General features: G+C 67.5%; 22 protein-coding genes and 1 pseudogene. 10 read left to right on the top strand and 13 right to left on the bottom strand.

Translation table 11 applies throughout. The features are described from left to right. The first annotated feature begins 16 nt into the window (after positions 1-16). Complete coding sequence (locus PI990_RS18945; RefSeq protein ID WP_271658107.1) at positions 17-925, top strand: LysR family transcriptional regulator; 909 nt, start codon at positions 17-19, stop codon at positions 923-925. Here PI990_RS18945 and PI990_RS18940 read toward each other — a convergent pair. From PI990_RS18940 to PI990_RS18930, 3 genes are all read right to left on the bottom strand, one after another. Continuing rightward, complete coding sequence (locus tag PI990_RS18940) at positions 910-1,545, bottom strand: hypothetical protein (RefSeq protein WP_271658106.1); 636 nt, start codon at positions 1,543-1,545, stop codon at positions 910-912. The two genes, PI990_RS18945 and PI990_RS18940, sit on opposite strands and share 16 nt — an antisense overlap. A gap of 152 nt (positions 1,546-1,697) precedes the next feature. Beyond that, positions 1,698-1,910, bottom strand: a complete 213-nt coding sequence (locus tag PI990_RS18935; protein WP_271658105.1) for a hypothetical protein — start codon at positions 1,908-1,910, stop codon at positions 1,698-1,700. Between the two features lie 10 nt (positions 1,911-1,920). Beyond that, a complete protein-coding gene (locus tag PI990_RS18930; protein ID WP_271658104.1) occupies positions 1,921-2,172 on the bottom strand; it encodes a hypothetical protein in 252 nt (83 codons plus the stop codon). 166 nt (positions 2,173-2,338) lie between these two features. Between PI990_RS18930 and PI990_RS18925 the strand changes: the two genes are divergently transcribed. The 3 genes from PI990_RS18925 to PI990_RS18915 all read left to right on the top strand — a co-directional run bounded on the left by PI990_RS18925 (position 2,339) and on the right by PI990_RS18915 (position 4,405). Then, positions 2,339-2,539, top strand: a complete 201-nt coding sequence (locus PI990_RS18925) for a hypothetical protein (protein WP_021220024.1) — start codon at positions 2,339-2,341, stop codon at positions 2,537-2,539. 54 nt (positions 2,540-2,593) lie between these two features. Further along, complete coding sequence (locus PI990_RS18920; protein ID WP_271658103.1) at positions 2,594-3,145, top strand: ATP-dependent Clp protease proteolytic subunit; 552 nt, start codon at positions 2,594-2,596, stop codon at positions 3,143-3,145. Positions 3,146-3,238: 93 nt separating this feature from the next. Further along, on the top strand, positions 3,239-4,405 hold the full coding sequence (locus tag PI990_RS18915) for a zinc-dependent alcohol dehydrogenase (RefSeq protein ID WP_271658102.1): 1,167 nt from the start codon (positions 3,239-3,241) through the stop codon (positions 4,403-4,405). Positions 4,406-4,773: 368 nt separating this feature from the next. Here the strand turns inward: PI990_RS18915 and PI990_RS18910 are convergent, their stop codons facing one another. Further along, positions 4,774-5,280: a DUF4142 domain-containing protein gene (locus PI990_RS18910; protein ID WP_081711470.1), complete on the bottom strand. Its 507-nt coding sequence runs from the start codon at positions 5,278-5,280 to the stop codon at positions 4,774-4,776. A gap of 179 nt (positions 5,281-5,459) precedes the next feature. Here PI990_RS18910 and PI990_RS18905 point away from each other — a divergent pair, with 179 nt between their 5' ends. Then, positions 5,460-5,768, top strand: coding sequence for a DUF2061 domain-containing protein (locus PI990_RS18905; RefSeq protein ID WP_263401983.1), 309 nt, complete (start codon positions 5,460-5,462; stop codon positions 5,766-5,768). Between the two features lie 29 nt (positions 5,769-5,797). Further along, positions 5,798-6,145, top strand: a complete 348-nt coding sequence (locus tag PI990_RS18900; protein ID WP_043242083.1) for a YgaP family membrane protein — start codon at positions 5,798-5,800, stop codon at positions 6,143-6,145. A 5-nt stretch (positions 6,146-6,150) separates the two neighbouring features. Here PI990_RS18900 and PI990_RS18895 read toward each other — a convergent pair whose 3' ends face one another. Continuing rightward, entirely contained in the window at positions 6,151-6,612 is a 462-nt protein-coding gene (locus PI990_RS18895; RefSeq protein ID WP_271658101.1) for a DNA methylase, read from the bottom strand. Positions 6,613-6,770: 158 nt separating this feature from the next. Between PI990_RS18895 and PI990_RS18890 the strand changes: the two genes are divergently transcribed. Beyond that, the gene (locus PI990_RS18890) at positions 6,771-7,076 is read left to right on the top strand and encodes a hypothetical protein (RefSeq protein WP_184490190.1); all 306 of its coding nucleotides are present in this window, start codon (positions 6,771-6,773) and stop codon (positions 7,074-7,076) included. 6 nt (positions 7,077-7,082) lie between these two features. Here the strand turns inward: PI990_RS18890 and PI990_RS18885 are convergent, their stop codons facing one another. Continuing rightward, complete coding sequence (locus PI990_RS18885; RefSeq protein ID WP_184490189.1) at positions 7,083-7,397, bottom strand: hypothetical protein; 315 nt, start codon at positions 7,395-7,397, stop codon at positions 7,083-7,085. Between the two features lie 100 nt (positions 7,398-7,497). Further along, entirely contained in the window at positions 7,498-7,731 is a 234-nt protein-coding gene (locus PI990_RS18880; RefSeq protein ID WP_184490188.1) for a hypothetical protein, read from the bottom strand. Positions 7,732-7,855: 124 nt separating this feature from the next. Between PI990_RS18880 and galU the strand changes: the two genes are divergently transcribed. Continuing rightward, positions 7,856-8,752, top strand: a complete 897-nt coding sequence (galU, locus tag PI990_RS18875) for a UTP--glucose-1-phosphate uridylyltransferase GalU (protein ID WP_271658100.1) — start codon at positions 7,856-7,858, stop codon at positions 8,750-8,752. Between the two features lie 28 nt (positions 8,753-8,780). Here galU and PI990_RS18870 read toward each other — a convergent pair whose 3' ends face one another. Genes PI990_RS18870 through PI990_RS18855 form a run of 4 tightly spaced genes read right to left on the bottom strand, consistent with a single transcriptional unit; the run spans position 8,781 to position 11,588 of the window. Then, positions 8,781-9,032, bottom strand: coding sequence for a carbon storage regulator (locus tag PI990_RS18870; protein ID WP_271658099.1), 252 nt, complete (start codon positions 9,030-9,032; stop codon positions 8,781-8,783). Next, a complete protein-coding gene (locus tag PI990_RS18865; protein ID WP_184490185.1) occupies positions 9,029-9,175 on the bottom strand; it encodes a hypothetical protein in 147 nt (48 codons plus the stop codon). The genes PI990_RS18870 and PI990_RS18865 overlap by 4 nt, the downstream gene beginning before the upstream one ends. A gap of 24 nt (positions 9,176-9,199) precedes the next feature. After that, positions 9,200-10,165 carry a class I SAM-dependent methyltransferase gene (locus PI990_RS18860; protein ID WP_271658098.1) on the bottom strand — a complete coding sequence of 322 codons (966 nt, stop codon included), beginning with the start codon at positions 10,163-10,165 and terminating at the stop codon, positions 9,200-9,202. 10 nt (positions 10,166-10,175) lie between these two features. After that, complete coding sequence (locus PI990_RS18855) at positions 10,176-11,588, bottom strand: iron-containing redox enzyme family protein (RefSeq protein WP_271658097.1); 1,413 nt, start codon at positions 11,586-11,588, stop codon at positions 10,176-10,178. A 194-nt stretch (positions 11,589-11,782) separates the two neighbouring features. On the opposite strand from PI990_RS18855, the gene PI990_RS18850 reads away from it, so the two are divergent. Continuing rightward, positions 11,783-12,928 carry a carboxylate-amine ligase gene (locus tag PI990_RS18850; RefSeq protein WP_271658096.1) on the top strand — a complete coding sequence of 382 codons (1,146 nt, stop codon included), beginning with the start codon at positions 11,783-11,785 and terminating at the stop codon, positions 12,926-12,928. A 49-nt stretch (positions 12,929-12,977) separates the two neighbouring features. Here PI990_RS18850 and PI990_RS18845 read toward each other — a convergent pair. Further along, positions 12,978-13,133: pseudogene (locus PI990_RS18845) on the bottom strand (general stress protein); the annotation flags it as partial. Positions 13,134-13,437: 304 nt separating this feature from the next. Here PI990_RS18845 and PI990_RS18840 point away from each other — a divergent pair. Next, positions 13,438-13,662, top strand: coding sequence for a PLD nuclease N-terminal domain-containing protein (locus PI990_RS18840; protein ID WP_271658095.1), 225 nt, complete (start codon positions 13,438-13,440; stop codon positions 13,660-13,662). A 316-nt stretch (positions 13,663-13,978) separates the two neighbouring features. Here PI990_RS18840 and PI990_RS18835 read toward each other — a convergent pair whose 3' ends face one another. Next, on the bottom strand, positions 13,979-14,476 hold the full coding sequence (locus PI990_RS18835) for a BRO-N domain-containing protein (RefSeq protein ID WP_271658094.1): 498 nt from the start codon (positions 14,474-14,476) through the stop codon (positions 13,979-13,981). Positions 14,477-14,526: the final 50 nt, after the last annotated feature.

Here is a 14,526-nt window from a genome sequence, read left to right as displayed (position 1 = left end):
GCTAGTTTTTCCGTCCATGAGCCATCCCGATTTCAACCTGCTGATCACCCTCGACGTGCTGCTCGCCGAAGGCAGCGTCGCGCGTGCTGCCAAGCGCCTGCACCTGAGCCCCTCGGCCATGAGCCGGGCCCTGGCGCGGCTGCGGGAAACCCTCGGTGACCCGCTGCTGGTACGCGCCGGCCGCGGCCTGGTGCCCACGCCCCGGGCGCTGGAGTTGCGCGAGCAGGTCAGCCAACTGGTGCTGGGGGTGGAGGGCGTGCTGCGCCCGGTGGAGCACCTCGACCTGCAGCGCCTGGTGCGTACCTTCACCCTCCGCGTGGGTGATGGCTTCGTGGAGAACTTCGGCCCGGCACTGATCGAGCGTATGGGGGCCGAGGCGCCGGGCGTGCGCCTGCGCTTCGTGGCCAAGACCGACAAGGACAGTGCGCCCCTGCGTGACGGCAGCGTCGATCTCGATACCGGCGTGGTAGGCGCCGACGCCGGCCCGGAGATCCGCACCCGTGCGCTGTTCCAGGACCGCTTCGTCGGCGTGGTGCGCCAAGGCCACCCGCTGACCCGTGGTGCCATCACCGCCGAACGTTATGCCGGTGGGCGCCATGTGCTGGTGTCGCGCCGTGGCAAGGACCGCGGCCCGGTGGACGACGCTCTCAAGGCTGCCGGCCTCGAACGGGATGTCGTCACCCTGGTGGGCGGCTTCTCAGCCGCCCTGGCGCTGGCCCGCGCCACCGACCTCATCGCCACCGTGCCCGAGCGCCACAGCGGCAGCCTGCGCGCGGGGCTGTTCAGCTTCCCGCTGCCGCTGGATGTAGAGCCCATCAAGGTCTCCATGCTCTGGCACCCACGGATGGATGCCGACCCCGCACACCGCTGGCTGCGCGAGTGCGTGCGGGGCGCCTGTGGGGAGGGCGGTCAGCCCAGCGGGTAGACGCGGCTGCTGCCGTCGGCGTTGTACACCGTCAGCACCGGGGCGGCGCACTCGCTGTGCCGTTGTGGCGGGGTGCCGGCCTGGCGGCCGATCTTGCCGGGGGTGTTGCGCAGTGTGTGCAGGGTGGTGCAGACCATCACCTCGTTGAAGGCCCGGGCCAGCGGCCCACTCCGGGGTGCGGCGAGCTGGCGGCCGCTGAACTGCCGGGCGCTGTCTTCCAGCCCCTGCAGCACCACCACGCAGAGCAGGCGCTCGACGTTGCGGGGGATGCGCCGGCGGTGCGTCGGGTTGACCCCGAGCAGGTCCAGCAAGCGGGGCTTCTCCAGCTCGTCCAGCACCTGCGGTTCGTTGGCGATCAGCAACTGGCCGGTGGAGCGCAGCAGCGCCTGGTAGGAAGCCAGGTGCGCGTGCTGCGCGGCTTCGAGTTCCTTGAGGGTGTGGCGGGTGAAGGGCAGGTGCTCGCGCATGCGGCGGCGCTGGTCCCACAGCTTGCCCTGCTGCAGGTCGTGCTGCTGCGCCGCCTTGCGGATCGCCATGCGCGTCGCGGCCAGGCGGTTGGCCCAGCCCCGTTTCGGGTCATTGGCGATGCTCAGCAGCTTTTCGAAATATCCAGGTACCACGCTTCGGCTCTCCGCCTACTGATTTCAACCCCACCCCAGGCACCATCCGGGTGCCCGTTTCAGCCGCATAGACACCACGATCCAGGCCTTGCGCTCAAGGAGTTTATTGGCACCGAGTCAATTGCGCAGGGGGACATGGGTCGATAGGGCGCTCAGGGGCGTTGCCCGATGTGCCGGCGCAAGGCGGCCTGGGCGATCAGCGACGCAGCCTGGTCGGAGCCGCTCTTCAGCGCCGAGGTGGCGATGTCCCGGGCGGCGGCGAGCAGGTCTTCGCGGTCCACACCGGCTTCTTCCGCGGCCGCCAGGGTGGCCTCCAGCGCTATCCACAACGCTTCCTGCAGGGCTGCCATCCGCATTGGGTTCATGTCCCGCTCCTCAGTTCAGGGTAACGATATTGAGCGTGCGCCCATCCTGGTAGGTGATCAGCCCCTCCACGCTGAGGCCGTTGGGCAGGGTGATGCGCAGCGAGTCGGCATCGCCCAGGTCCAGGTCGCAGGTGAGGCTGAAGAGGCCGGGGATGGTTTCGTCGAGCACGACGGTGGTGCTGCAGGCGGTCGGCATGGTCGACCTGCCCTGGCGGCCGAGCGCGTAGACGAGGGTGGCCTGGCCTTCATAGTGGGTGTGCATGGTGCGGTCCTCCGAGGGTCATGCTGGAGTGACTGCGGCGGCTTCGGCGGAGTTCAGGCAATGGGATGACCGGGGCTGCCGAGGGCCGCCACCGGCCGACGGATTGACGGAACAACAAGCGGCGCGGGCGGCTCCACCGAACCTGAGCAACCCACTGGAGACGACCATGAACGACCTTCCCCGCACTCCCGATAACCAGAGCGTCGAATCGAGCCCGGGCAGCGACCGCGAGGCGCCCACCCGCGAGCGCGAAGGCATTCCGCCCGAGCTGCACCCGGAGTGGCAGGCCCCGCGCAACCCCTCCACCGAGGATCGCCCCGGCAGCAGCGACGCGCCCGACCGCCCGCGCCAGGCAGGCGCGAGCTGACCTGGCAGAGGCCACCACTCAGAACCACCCAGACAAAAAAGGAGGAGGGCAGCCATGGCCAGCCACATCGTGCATTTCACCGCGCCGATCAACTCCACCACCAGCGGCCAGCTCATCGAGCGCTGCACCCAGGCCGTGCAGCAGGGCGCGGACGAACTGGTGATCAAGATCGCCACCATGGGCGGGGAGTGCAGCTACGGCTTCTCCCTGTACAACTTCCTCATCTCGCTGCCCATCCCCGTGCGCACCCACAACCTGGGCACGGTGGAATCCATGGGCAACATCATCTTCCTCGCCGGGCAGCGGCGCAGCGCCTGCCAGCACAGCAAGTTCCTCTTCCACCCCTTTCACTGGAACCTCAACGGCTCGGTGGACCACGCGCGGATGTCGGAATACGCCATGAGCCTGGACTACGACCTGCACCTCTACGCGCGCATCGTCGCCGAACGCACCCCGGCCGGCGCCGAACCGCTGCACATCCTCGACTACCTCAAGGCCGCGCCACGCATCCTCGACGCCGAGGCGGCGCTGGCCACCGGGATGATCCACGAGATCGACTGCCTGGGCATGGCCGCTGACGCGGTCACTTCGTCTATCCACTCCTGAGTGGCAACGGTACGCCACTCATCCCGAAACCCTGAACGCCTCGCGCATCCACCTTTCGGACTGATGAACGCCCACTCGTTTCGGAGGTTTCCCATGCGTGCACTCACCTACCACGGCAGCCACGATGTCCGCGTCGACAACGTGCCGGACCCCATTATCCAGGAGCCGGACGACATCATCCTGCGGGTGACGGCCACCGCCATCTGCGGTTCGGACCTGCACCTGTATCGCGGCAAGATTCCCCAGGTGAAACATGGCGACGTGTTCGGTCACGAGTTCATGGGCGTGGTAGAGGAAGTGGGGCCCGCCGTCACCGCCGTGAGCCGGGGCGACCGGGTGATCGTGCCCTTCGTGATCGCCTGCGGCAGTTGCTTCTTCTGCGAGATGAACCTGCACGCCGCCTGTGAGACCACCAACCCCGGGCGCGGCGCCATTCTCAACAAGAAGCAGATTCCCTCGGGCGCCGCACTGTTCGGTTACAGCCACCTCTATGGCGGGCTCCCGGGCGGCCAGGCGGAGCGGGTACGGGTGCCCAAGGCCAATACCGGCCCCTTCCGCATCCCCGACGAGCTGGACGATGAAAAGGTCCTGTTCCTCACCGACATCCTGCCCACGGGCTACCAGGCGGTGATCAATGCCGGCATCGGGCAGGGCAGCCGCGTGGCCATCTACGGCGCCGGCCCGGTGGGGCTGATGGCCGCCGCCTGTGCGCGCATGCTCGGCGCCGAGCAGATCTTCATGGTCGACCAGCACGCCTACCGCCTGGCCTATGCGCAGCGCACCTATGGGGTGATACCCATCAATTTCGACGAGATCGACGACCCGGCCGAAGCCATCATCGAGCAGACACCCGGGCACCGGGGCGTGGATGCGGCCATCGATGCCGTGGGCTTCGAGGCCAAGGGCAGCACCACCGAAACCGTGCTCACGGCATTGAAGCTGGAGGCCAGCAGTGGTGTCGCCCTGCGCCAGTGCATCGCCGCCGTGCGCCGTGGGGGCACCGTCAGCGTTCCGGGTGTCTATGCCGGTTTCATCCACGGCTTCCTGTTCGGAGATGCCTTCGACAAGGGGCTGACCTTCAAGATGGGGCAAACCCATGTCCACCCCTTGCTGCCCGGCCTGCTGGAACACATCCAGAAGGGCGAGCTGAACCCCGAGATCATCATCAGCCACCGCCTCGACCTCGCGGACGCCGCCGAAGGCTACCGCCTGTTCGACAAGGCCGAGGACGACTGCCGCAAGGTGATCCTGCGCCCGTGATCCCGAGCACATCGGTGCATTCCTGTGGGAGCGGCTTCAGCCGCGAGAGACTGGCCGGCGGCGCCAGGCTGCGTACCTCCGTCAGCGGTGCTGGATGGGGCTCCGATGGTGGATGGGTGAAGCGTCATCCACCCTACGTATGTACCCTGGAGAGAGATTCGTAGGGCGGGTGAAACCCGCGTGGCAGGGTGCCGTGGTGTCGGGTTTCACCCGACCTGCAGGCTCGAGACGGCCCCTCGCCGGCATGACTGCGGAGTGGCTTTTCGTAGGGTGGACAACGCTTTTTTTGTCCACCAGCGGAGTCCTGGTTGGGGCAGAGGGGGTGGACGCCACTGTCGGCATCCACCCAGGTCGCTGCTGCCGCTGCATCAGGGCTTCTTGTGGGTGGCGGCGAGGTCGCGGGCCATCTGCAGGTGATGCTCGAGCTTGGGCAGGGTCTTGGTGGCCCAGGCGGCAATTTCCTTGTCATCCGAAGCGGCGGCTTCCTTGAACAGCTCGATGGTCTTCTCGTGGGCCGCCACCTGGTTGTTGGCATAGGCCTCGTCGAAGTTCTCACCGTCACGCAGCTTGAGGATCAGGGCCTTGGCCTTGCTCATCAGCTCGGCTTCGGTGGCCACCTCCAGCTTCTTCTCGCGGGCCAGCACCGCCAGCTCGCGGTTGGCCGCGCCGTGGTCGTCGATCATCTGCTGGGCGAAGGTCTTGACGCTGGCCGAGGAGGATTTCTCCAGTGCCAGCTTGCCGCCCTCGATCTCGGCGATGCCGCCGGCACTGGCTTCGTCGACGAAATCGTCCGCGTCGATCGTGTCGGCGGCGAACAGCGGGGCGCTGAGGGAGGCGCAGAGCAGGGCGGGTAGAGCGAGTCGGGCGAATCTCATGGCGATCTCCTGGGATCGTGGGTTCATGGCAGTAGAAGCGGCGCCCCGACGGAAAGTTGCAGCAATCGGATGGGCGTCGCGCCTGTACCCGCCCGGGCACCACCCGCCCGATTCCCTGAACCTCGACCGGGCCCTTGCCCTTCCAATCCATAGCGACCGACAGAACCAGGAGAAGGCCCATGGCGATACGCAACGAACGCTCGACGAACACGGCACCGCCCCGGGCGACGCCGCCCCAGCGCCGCCAGCCGCTGGTCAAGACGCTGAGCTTCGCGGTGTTGCACTTCACCATCGCCTTCACCGTGGCCTACCTGCTCACCGGGAGCCTGCTGACCGGCGGCCTGATCGCCCTGATCGAACCGGCCTGCAACACCATCGCCTTCTATTTCCACGAACGTGTATGGGAGCGTTTCGGCGTGCGCGCCGCGCCGCAGAAGGGCCATGGCCACGGCAACCTTTCCCATGACTTGCGGCGCGCCTCGCGCTAGCGCCGCCTCAACCCTCAGGAGACAGCCTCATGTACCCACAACCCCATAACGTCCATGGCGTCGAGCGCGCCTTCTCGGTCGCCGCCGGCCTGGTTTCCATCGCGTCCGGTGTGTACCGCGGCGGTGCCCCGGGGGTGATCAAGGCCCTGGGCGGTGCCGCATTGCTGCTGCGCGGGGTCAGCGGCCACTGCAGCATGAAGGGACTGGTGTTCGACCCCGATACGGAGCTGGAGTACCTGCGCCAGCGCGTGGCCGCTTTGCGCGCCGCACTGCCGCGCATCGAAGACCACCCGCTGCGCAGCCAGCGGGCCCTGGAGGCCAAGGTCGATAACGCCGTGGAAGAGACCTTCCCTGCAAGCGACCCCATCTCGCCCTGAGCGGCTCAACCGTGCCGGGTCGCCCTGCCGAACAGCGCAGGGCCGGCCTCGCGCATGAAAATCTCCACGGTCTTCGGCCCGATCCCCTCGAAGGCCAGCAGCCGCTTCTCGCACTCGGCACGGTCGGCGCTGCGCTCGACCAGGGAGCCGAGGCGGTCGCCGTATTCGTCGTGCAGCTTGCCGCACAGCTTGAGCAGGCGCTCGGCGGTGGAATTGTCGTAGCGCACGTAGTGCGCCTGGCCGAGCATCCGCACCAGCTCGGCGTGGCTGCAATGGCCCAGCTTGCGCGGCGTATCGCGCCCGTGCTCCTCGACTATCACCCGATAGGCCTGCACGGCGATGGCCTGCTGGATGGGCTTGCCGAACAGGAAGCTGGCGATCAGCCATTTGAACAGGGCGCTTTCCTCGGCGCGGGCCAGTGCCTGGTCCAGGCCGAGCTGGTGGGCGGTGATGCGTTGGGTCGCCATGGCGGTTACCTCGTCCGGGGGCTTTTCTGGTCTGTCCGGCCGCCCGCTGAAACGTTCAGGGAATCCGCCTCGCCGGCACCTGCGTGGGACAGTCGAAATCTGCAACTCGGGCCGCTTCCCGCGTGTCACTGATGAAACACCTGCGCTCAGGAAGCCCCATGCGAACGCTCACCCGCCAGGACCTGGCCGGGCTCGAACTGGCTCTGGAAATAGTCGCCGCCCCGTATTCACAGGGGGAAGAACCGCTGCAGGCGTTGCGGCGGCTGATTGCACGGGCTCGCGCAAGTGGCGAGGGCAGTCACGCGGAGACGGAGTTGCAAAGGCTGGCCGAGCAATTGCGGGAGGCGGGGGCGGTAACGGAGGTGGTCGGTGGCACCGACCCGTTCGACGCGGGCATCGGCGCCGCCCTGAAACTGATAGAACGGCGGCTGGAGGAGCTGCGCGCGCTCCAGCCGCCGCCGTGAGCGCCGCTACGGCGCGGGCTGTTCCGGCTGCGCTGCCTCCGCCTCGCGCTTCTGGCGGTAGTAGGGCTGCGGGCGGGAAAACGCTATCGGCTGTAGCCCCGTTCGATCATCCCGCAGCAGGCTGATGTCCAGAATCTCCAACCCGCAGCTGGCGAGCCAGACCACAGCGGACAGGTTGCCGAGCGGCCTGGGGGGCTTGTCGCCGAACGCGTGTTCCACCACGCAGCGGGCAGCCGTCTTGTGGTTGGGCAGATGGCCCGAGCGAATGGTGACCGACTGCTCCTGACCTTCAGCGTTGCGGTAGCTGATGAGCCAATCCATATCTCCTCCTGATTGCGATGACCCACGGGAAGGGGCGGACAGCGCTATAGAGCGGAGTGGCCAGGAGAATGTTTCAACAAAAAAACAGGTGATCCGATGATCAGGATTTCGCCTCGGCCGCCTTGGCGAACTCGTGCTGGATGCTGTCGGTGATGCGCTGGATGATCTGGCTATATTCCTCGCCCTCCACCAGCTCGCACAGCTGCATCGCCGCCGCCATGCCGATGGCCACGGAGTAGGAAATCTGCCGGGCGGGGAAGGGGCCGCCGCGCTGGGAGTCGAGGGTGGCCTGGATCGCGTCGTTGAGACGGTTCTTCATCTCGTCCTTGGTCATGGCGTTCTCCGCTGGCTGGGAAAACCAAGCATAGACCGCGCCCGCGCTCAGCCCATTTTCCTTGAACCGAGCGGCGATGCCGGCAGTCAGCATCTCACTGCACCCATACCAAGGAGATGCCCCGATGATCAGGAAATGCCTGTTCCCCGCCGCCGGCTATGGCACGCGCTTTCTGCCTGCCACCAAGTCGATGCCCAAGGAGATGCTCCCGGTGGTGGACACGCCGCTGATCCAGTACGGCGTCGAGGAGGCACTGGCGGCCGGGCTGCACCAGATCGCCATGGTCACCGGGCGTGGCAAGCGCTCGCTGGAGGACCACTTCGACATCAGCTACGAGCTGGAGCAGCAGATCAGCAACACCGACAAGGAGCAGGCCCTGGGCGGCATCCGCCGGCTGATCAGTGAATGCACCTTCTCCTATACCCGCCAGGTGGAAATGAAGGGGCTGGGCCACGCCATCCTCTGCGGCCGCCCACTGATCGGTGATGAGGCCTTCGCCGTGGTCCTCGCCGACGACCTGTGCCTCAACCCCGGCGGTGATGGCGTGCTCGCGCAGATGGTCCAGCTCTACAACACGTTCCGCTGCTCCATCGTCGCCATCGAAGAGGTGCCCTGGGAGGAGACCGGCAAGTACGGCATCGTCGTCGGCGATGCCCTGCGCGACGACCTGGTGCGGGTCGAGCGCATGGTGGAGAAACCCAAACCGGAGGATGCGCCCTCCAACCTGGCCATCATCGGCCGCTACATCCTCACGCCGGACATCTTCGAGCACATCGAACGCACCGCACCGGGCAAGGGTGACGAAATCCAGATCACCGACGCGCTCATGGAGCAGGCCCGGCAGGGGTGCGTGCTCGCCTACCGCTTCAAGGGGCGGCGCTTCGACTGTGGCTCGGCGGAAGGGTATGTGGAGGCGACCAACTTCTGTTTCGAGAACCTCCGTGGCCACAAGCGCGCGGCGAAGGCTGGCGAACCCGCGGCCAACGAACACCTGCCCGTGCAGGTCGAAGTGCCCGCCTGAGTCCAGGGCGCCCGCTGCGGTTCGCCCGTCAGGGTTCGCGGGCGCCCGTGGTCTTGCGCTGCTCGGCTTCCAGCGCCTGCTGGATGCGCCGGTAGATTTCCTCGCGGTGCACCGGTACGGAGCGCGGCGCGCCGATGGCCATCTTCACCGAGAAGCCGCGGATCTCGGTGATGGTGATCACCACATCGTTGCCGATGTGGAACTGCTGGTCCTTCTCACAGGTGATGATGCGCGTCCGGCCCTCGGCAGCCTGCTCGGGCGGTACCGGGGCGGGCGTCATTGCGGGTCCCCCGAGCCATCGTCGCCCTGAATGTCCGGGTCGTCCGGGTGCACCTCGGCATCGTCCTCGGGCAGCCGTTCGACGGCGGAGCCCGGGTCTTCGTTGCCGGGGTCGTTGATGGGGTCGTCCTTATCGTCCTGCATGGCGTGGTCCTCGTCGTGGGGCACTCAGCCATCGGCCGGGCGCGTCAGCTCCAGCACCACCGCGGCGATGCGGTCGGCCTGGGCATAAAGGGGGTTGTCCAGTTCCTCGCCGAACACGTCCGGATCCATTTCGCGGTAGCGCCACGGCCAGGCATGGGCGTCGAGCAGCGGCTGGAAACTGTCGCGGAACGGGTCGCGGCCACCGAACATCGCCACCCCCGTGTACAGCAGCAGCGAGCCGCCGGGGGCGAGGCGTTCCAGCGCGGCCTCGATGATCGCCTGCGAGAGCCCGGCGCCATGCTCGCCGCCGCCATGGCGATAGGCGCGCTCCGCCGGGTCCAGCATGTAGGGCGGGTTGGCGATGATCAGGTCGAGCGCCCCGTCCACCTGATGCAGCAGGTCGCTGTGCCGCGGGATCAGGTTCGCCGCGCCGGCCAGCCACGCATTGACGGCGGTGCAGGTCAGCGCGCGGTCGTTGATGTCCAGGGCCAGGACCTCCGCCTGGGGCTTGGCCAGTGCCGCAAGCAGGGCGCCCGGGCCGGCGCCGCAGCCGATGTCGGCGATCCGCAGGGCGGTGCGCGTTTCGCCCGCCAGGTGCTGGTGCAGGGCCTGGGCGAAGCGGTAGGTATCGGGGCCGAAGAACACCGCGTCGGCGTCGGTGGTCGGGTAGCGCGAATGCACGAACAGGTGGCCGTCGAGGCTGGACCAGCGGATGCGGCTCGACCACAGCTCGCCCTGGGCTTCCAGGGCGTCCGCCTCGCGCAGCAAGGCGAACAGCTCATCGCCCACCAGCGACTCCCGGAAGGGGCGGCTCCAGCCGAAGACGTCCTCCAGGGTGCGCGCTTCCCGGTTGCCCGGCCGCGCATTGACGCGCTGGTGCGACAGCGGGGTGATGGTGGTGAAGCGATAGCCGCGCTTGGCCAGCAACTGGCCCAGACGCAGCAGCGGGTGGTCGGCCGCCACGCCGAGGTGATCCAGGGGGTAATACAAGGTGCGCTCCTCAGCGGGTCAGTTCGGAGAACAGCCGGGTGGCGAGCAGCCCGGCCGGCGTCCAGTGGGTGGCGGGGCCCTGCAGCTCGATCAGCCGCGCTTCGTAACGGGCTTCGTCGAGCCGCTGCAGCTCGTCCAGCAGTTGGCGCTGCTCGGGGTTTTCCCGGGGTTGCAGCGAGGGGCGCTGGCGCTCCTGGGAGGGCAGGTGCGGCTGCCGGTGGCGGCTGCGGAACACGCCATTGCGGGACAGCGCGCCCGTGCCGGGGCGCTCCCAGGTGCCGGCGATCCAGTCATGCAGCAGTTGCTGCTCGTAGAGCGAGAACACGCCGAACATCGCCGCGCGCTCACCTTGCACCAGCTGCCAGAAGCGGCTCTCGGCGGGGTCGTGGTGGCGGCGTATCCAGCCCCGGCGTTGCAGCGCCGAGAGGAAGCCGGCGATGCCTTCGTCGGCGCCGAGCCACTGGTTGACGGTGCGTCCTTCGATGCGGCAGTAGTCGGAGTGCACCTGCCCGGCGACGCCGCGCTTGCGCTCGAACATCTCCAGCAGCTCGCGCTCCAGGTCGAAGTCGGCGATCACCGCGCGGGAGCCCAGGCCCAGGTCGTTGAGGCGATAGCCGAGGCTGACGCGGCGGTAGAAGTCCTCGGCGTCGGCCACCGGCGGGTGGTTGTCCAGCACCGCCTGCACGGCCCTGTGCGCATGGCCGGTGGCGCTGTTGTCGATGGTCACGTGGAGCTGGAAGTAGTACGGGTCGATGTCCAGCTCGTCGAGCTCGAAGGCACTGATCAGCAGGTGCAGCGGCAGCTGTTCGTAGCCCAGGTTGTAGCCGATGACCTCGGGCAGGAACTCCTCGGCCAGGGCGCCGAGCGCGAGCTGGGTGGCGCCCTGCAGGTAGTGCGCATCGTCCAGCCCGGTGAGGTCGTCGCAGCCGTGGCTGGCGAGCAGGCGGCGGTACAGCAGCACATGGTTCTGCGCGGCCACGCCATCGCCCAGCTCCTCGAGAAAGGTGCGCACCAGCGGGGTGAAGCGGGTGTCGCGCCAGTGGCGCAGGGTGCCATGGAGCCAGGCGCCATCCACCAGCTTGGTGGGCGCCACGCCACGGAGGAAGTACAGCGCATGGGCGCGGTCGCCGAAGTAGCGGCGGCCCGCACCGTTGCGGCGCTCTTCCAGGTACGCCGCGTATTGGTGGGTGACCTGGGCGGCGTTGCGGCGGGACCAGGCCGCCAGGTCGGCGGGCTCGCCCGGCAGGTCGCAAGGCAGCGCGGCGGCCTGCCGCAGTTGTTCGTGAAGGAAGGCCCGCGCATCGTCCAGGCTGTCCGCGGGCTGTTGCAGCAGCTCCTGATACAGGCGCTGGGCGGGGCCGAGCGGGGCCATGGCCAGGGGCACATCGGCCTGGGTGGTATCGACTGGGCTGAGAACGGACATCGGCAGTTTCTCCGGAACGGGCAGGACCTCGCGAAGCGGGCGCTTCGCTGCTCTCGTACGGGCGCTTTTGCACCTCTTGGTTGTGAGGGGGCCAGGCCGGAAAAGATTCCGACTTAATTCGCCAGGCGAAACGACTGGAACCGGGCGGGGGCGACGGGCGTCCTCTTGGGATGCATCACTGAAGGAGAATGCTGATGGCAACCGATTCGCCGGGTGGCTTCGGGATAGAAGAGGAGTACTTCATCACCGACCTCGCGACGCGCGGGCTGGCCCGGCGCTCGGTGCAACGCTACGTCGACGCCTGCCGGCAAGCGCTGGGCGAGCGGCTGGCGACCGAGATGTTCACCACCCAGATCGAGATCGCCACACCGGTGCTGTACAGCCTGGACGAGGCCCGTGACTGCCTGGCTGGTGTACGCGCCACGCTCGACGCGCTGGGGCGCCCGCACGGGCTGGGCATCCTCGCGGTGGGCACCCATCCCCTGGGCGGCTGGCGCCAGCAGAGGAGCAGCGCGCCGGCCCGTTACCAGCAACTGTTCGACGATCATCAACTGGTGGCCAGGCGTAGCGTGCTGTCCGGCCTGCACGTGCACGTGGGTATCGCCGAGGGGTTGGACCGCATCCGGGTGATGAACCGGGTCACGCCCTGGCTGCCCTTGCTGCTGGTGCTCAGCGCCTCCTCGCCGTTCTGGGAGGGGCGCCCATCCGGGTTGCTGAGCTATCGCCAGGCGGCCTGCGGGGAATGGCCGCGCATGGGCATACCCGATCACTTCACCGACGAGGCGGCCTATGACGATTACCGGCGGTTGCTCCTGGGCTCCGGGCTGATCCGCACCGAGGCCGATGTCTGGTGGGCGCTGCGGCCTTCCGCGCGCTTCCCCACGCTGGAGCTGCGCATCGCCGATGCCTGCCCGCGGCTCGATGATGTGCTGTGCATCGCCGGGCTGTTCCGCGCCATGGTGGCGGTCGCCTCCCAGGGCGACGAGCCCCATTGGGTGAGCGACCCGCTGACGCGTCTGATCACCCGTGAGAACCATTGGCAGGCCATGCGCCATGGCCGCCACGGGCGCTTCGTCGACCCGCACACGCGTGTCGTCACCGGTTTCGGGGGCTGGCTGGAGTCGGTGCTCGGGCAGGTCGGCGAACAGGCGCGGGCCGTGGGCGACGAGGCGGCGCTGAGCCGGGCGCGATGGTTGGCCGAGGCGGGCAGCGGGGCGGAGTTCCAGCTTGGGTTCTATCAGCGCAGGAGAGGCGAGGGGCGGAGCGGGCGGCAAGCCCTGGCGGACCTGGTGGATGCGTTGCGGCGGCAGATGGGCCTCGAAGGCGGCGAGGCGGATTGAGGTCCAGCCCCGGCTTCGCCTGAGCGAAGCCCGGGCTGCGTACTACGACTTACGAGTTACGGTTGCCACCGCTGCTCTGGCCGCCTTTGCGGCCCGCTTCGGAGGCTTTCTCGCGGTCATTGGCGAAGTTGTTGCCGCCGCTGCTCTGGCCACCCTTGCGGCCGGCTTCGGAGGCTTTTTCACGGTCGTTGCTGAAGTTGCCGGGGTTCTTGTTGCTCATGATGGTGCTCCTTTCAGGCAGGCCGGGATTGGCCCTACCTGAACTCTGAACGGAGCCCGGCGGAATTGTTCGCCTCGCCTCGCGCTTCGCTAAGCGATTGATCGACAAACGGTTTTCGTGATGACTCGGCGATGGCGCGGTGATGTTCACGCGGTGGCGAAGGCCCACCCTGGTGGCTTTTCAGGGCTCGATTCCCTGAACCTGTGGGGTGGCAGGCTCTTCCAATGTTGCAAGGGGGAGCGCTGTGTGCGGCGGCTCCCCGTCATCGCCACCAGCGGAGGAGACAATCATGTCCGCACCCTTTTCCTATTTCTGGATCGCCATGGCGGCGATCCTGATCCTGCTCGATATCTGGGCCATCATCAGCGTCTTCCGCAGCGACAAGACCGTGGGCACCAAGGCGCTGTGGGCCCTGGGCATCTCGCTGTTCCCCATACTCGGCCTTGTCTACTGGGGCATCGCCGGGCCACGGGGCGCGGTGGAGGGGCCGTCGTCGCCGGAGCACAGCAAGTAGCCTGAACCTATCGAGCCGGCCCGCCCTCCCATTAAAGGTGTGACCTTCACCTCTTCATCCACCCGGGTTTTCACTTGGCCCAGGTGGATTTTTTTTGGCTATGCCTGGATGTGCGCATCACCACCGGTATGCGCCGCGGCTGGCGGCTTTCGTAGGATGGTGTAGAGCGAAGCGAAACCCATGGGTGGGCGTTCCAGGAATCCAGAAAGACGCTTCAAGCACTGTTCTTGAGCCTTTTCATTGAATTCACAGCAGCGAACGCAGACAGAGCCATTTTTCTCCCACCTACAGGCATAGCCTGGGTGCGCCCCTGCCGTCAGCGCAGGCGCTTCCAGCTCGGTTCATCGCTCAGTGCGGGGTCATCGTGGGCGGCGAGGAACACCGGCAGGTCGCCCCGGGCGATCCACAGTTCGCTCTGCCACTTCAAGGCGTTCACCGGGTGTTCGGCCCACACCATGTAGGCCCGCCGTGGCGTGGCCTCGTCGTCGCGGTGCTGGTCGTACAGGATGGGTACCACCTCTTCGCTGAGCCAGCGGCTGATGCCGCGATGCTCGGGGTGGTTGAAGCGGTACAGCAGGCGATAGGCACCGGCCTCGCTGATGGCCAGCACCTCCTCGCGGCCACCGCTGGCGTGGCGCAGCACCACGACACGGCGCTGGTGCGGGTCCACCAGGCGGGTCATGCGGTAGGGGCGCAGGGCGCCGATCAGGCGGGCGAAATCGTGGGCGACGAACCAGGGCTGGTTGTCGACCATCACGGTGCGCAACTGGTGGTTGTGGCGTTGGAAAACGATGGGGGTGGATGCGTCATGCATAGTGGAGCTCCAGTATGAATTGGAAGACTGCCACCAACGTCGTCAAACAT

The sequence above is a fragment of the Pseudomonas sp. TUM22785 genome (genome assembly GCF_028198105.1).
Classification (GTDB): domain Bacteria; phylum Pseudomonadota; class Gammaproteobacteria; order Pseudomonadales; family Pseudomonadaceae; genus Metapseudomonas; species Metapseudomonas solani.
Note: the sequence above shows the minus strand (reverse complement) of the source record. Positions and strands in the feature narration are given on the sequence as shown.

What these genes read in the sequence shown, in the direction of transcription:
- PI990_RS18920 (WP_271658103.1), top strand. Translation starts at nt 2,594, where the DNA reads ATGGCCAGCCACATCGTGCATTTCACCGCGCCGATCAACTCCACCACC.
- PI990_RS18885 (WP_184490189.1), bottom strand. Translation starts at nt 7,397, where the DNA reads ATGGATTGGCTCATCAGCTACCGCAACGCTGAAGGTCAGGAGCAGTCG.
- PI990_RS18910 (WP_081711470.1), bottom strand. Translation starts at nt 5,280, where the DNA reads ATGAGATTCGCCCGACTCGCTCTACCCGCCCTGCTCTGCGCCTCCCTC.
- galU (WP_271658100.1), top strand. Translation starts at nt 7,856, where the DNA reads ATGATCAGGAAATGCCTGTTCCCCGCCGCCGGCTATGGCACGCGCTTT.
- PI990_RS18930 (WP_271658104.1), bottom strand. Translation starts at nt 2,172, where the DNA reads ATGCACACCCACTATGAAGGCCAGGCCACCCTCGTCTACGCGCTCGGC.
- PI990_RS18835 (WP_271658094.1), bottom strand. Translation starts at nt 14,476, where the DNA reads ATGCATGACGCATCCACCCCCATCGTTTTCCAACGCCACAACCACCAG.
- PI990_RS18905 (WP_263401983.1), top strand. Translation starts at nt 5,460, where the DNA reads ATGGCGATACGCAACGAACGCTCGACGAACACGGCACCGCCCCGGGCG.
- PI990_RS18855 (WP_271658097.1), bottom strand. Translation starts at nt 11,588, where the DNA reads ATGTCCGTTCTCAGCCCAGTCGATACCACCCAGGCCGATGTGCCCCTG.
- PI990_RS18900 (WP_043242083.1), top strand. Translation starts at nt 5,798, where the DNA reads ATGTACCCACAACCCCATAACGTCCATGGCGTCGAGCGCGCCTTCTCG.
- PI990_RS18890 (WP_184490190.1), top strand. Translation starts at nt 6,771, where the DNA reads ATGCGAACGCTCACCCGCCAGGACCTGGCCGGGCTCGAACTGGCTCTG.
- PI990_RS18925 (WP_021220024.1), top strand. Translation starts at nt 2,339, where the DNA reads ATGAACGACCTTCCCCGCACTCCCGATAACCAGAGCGTCGAATCGAGC.
- PI990_RS18840 (WP_271658095.1), top strand. Translation starts at nt 13,438, where the DNA reads ATGTCCGCACCCTTTTCCTATTTCTGGATCGCCATGGCGGCGATCCTG.
- PI990_RS18915 (WP_271658102.1), top strand. Translation starts at nt 3,239, where the DNA reads ATGCGTGCACTCACCTACCACGGCAGCCACGATGTCCGCGTCGACAAC.
- PI990_RS18935 (WP_271658105.1), bottom strand. Translation starts at nt 1,910, where the DNA reads ATGAACCCAATGCGGATGGCAGCCCTGCAGGAAGCGTTGTGGATAGCG.
- PI990_RS18850 (WP_271658096.1), top strand. Translation starts at nt 11,783, where the DNA reads ATGGCAACCGATTCGCCGGGTGGCTTCGGGATAGAAGAGGAGTACTTC.
- PI990_RS18880 (WP_184490188.1), bottom strand. Translation starts at nt 7,731, where the DNA reads ATGACCAAGGACGAGATGAAGAACCGTCTCAACGACGCGATCCAGGCC.
- PI990_RS18895 (WP_271658101.1), bottom strand. Translation starts at nt 6,612, where the DNA reads ATGGCGACCCAACGCATCACCGCCCACCAGCTCGGCCTGGACCAGGCA.
- PI990_RS18865 (WP_184490185.1), bottom strand. Translation starts at nt 9,175, where the DNA reads ATGCAGGACGATAAGGACGACCCCATCAACGACCCCGGCAACGAAGAC.
- PI990_RS18945 (WP_271658107.1), top strand. Translation starts at nt 17, where the DNA reads ATGAGCCATCCCGATTTCAACCTGCTGATCACCCTCGACGTGCTGCTC.
- PI990_RS18870 (WP_271658099.1), bottom strand. Translation starts at nt 9,032, where the DNA reads ATGACGCCCGCCCCGGTACCGCCCGAGCAGGCTGCCGAGGGCCGGACG.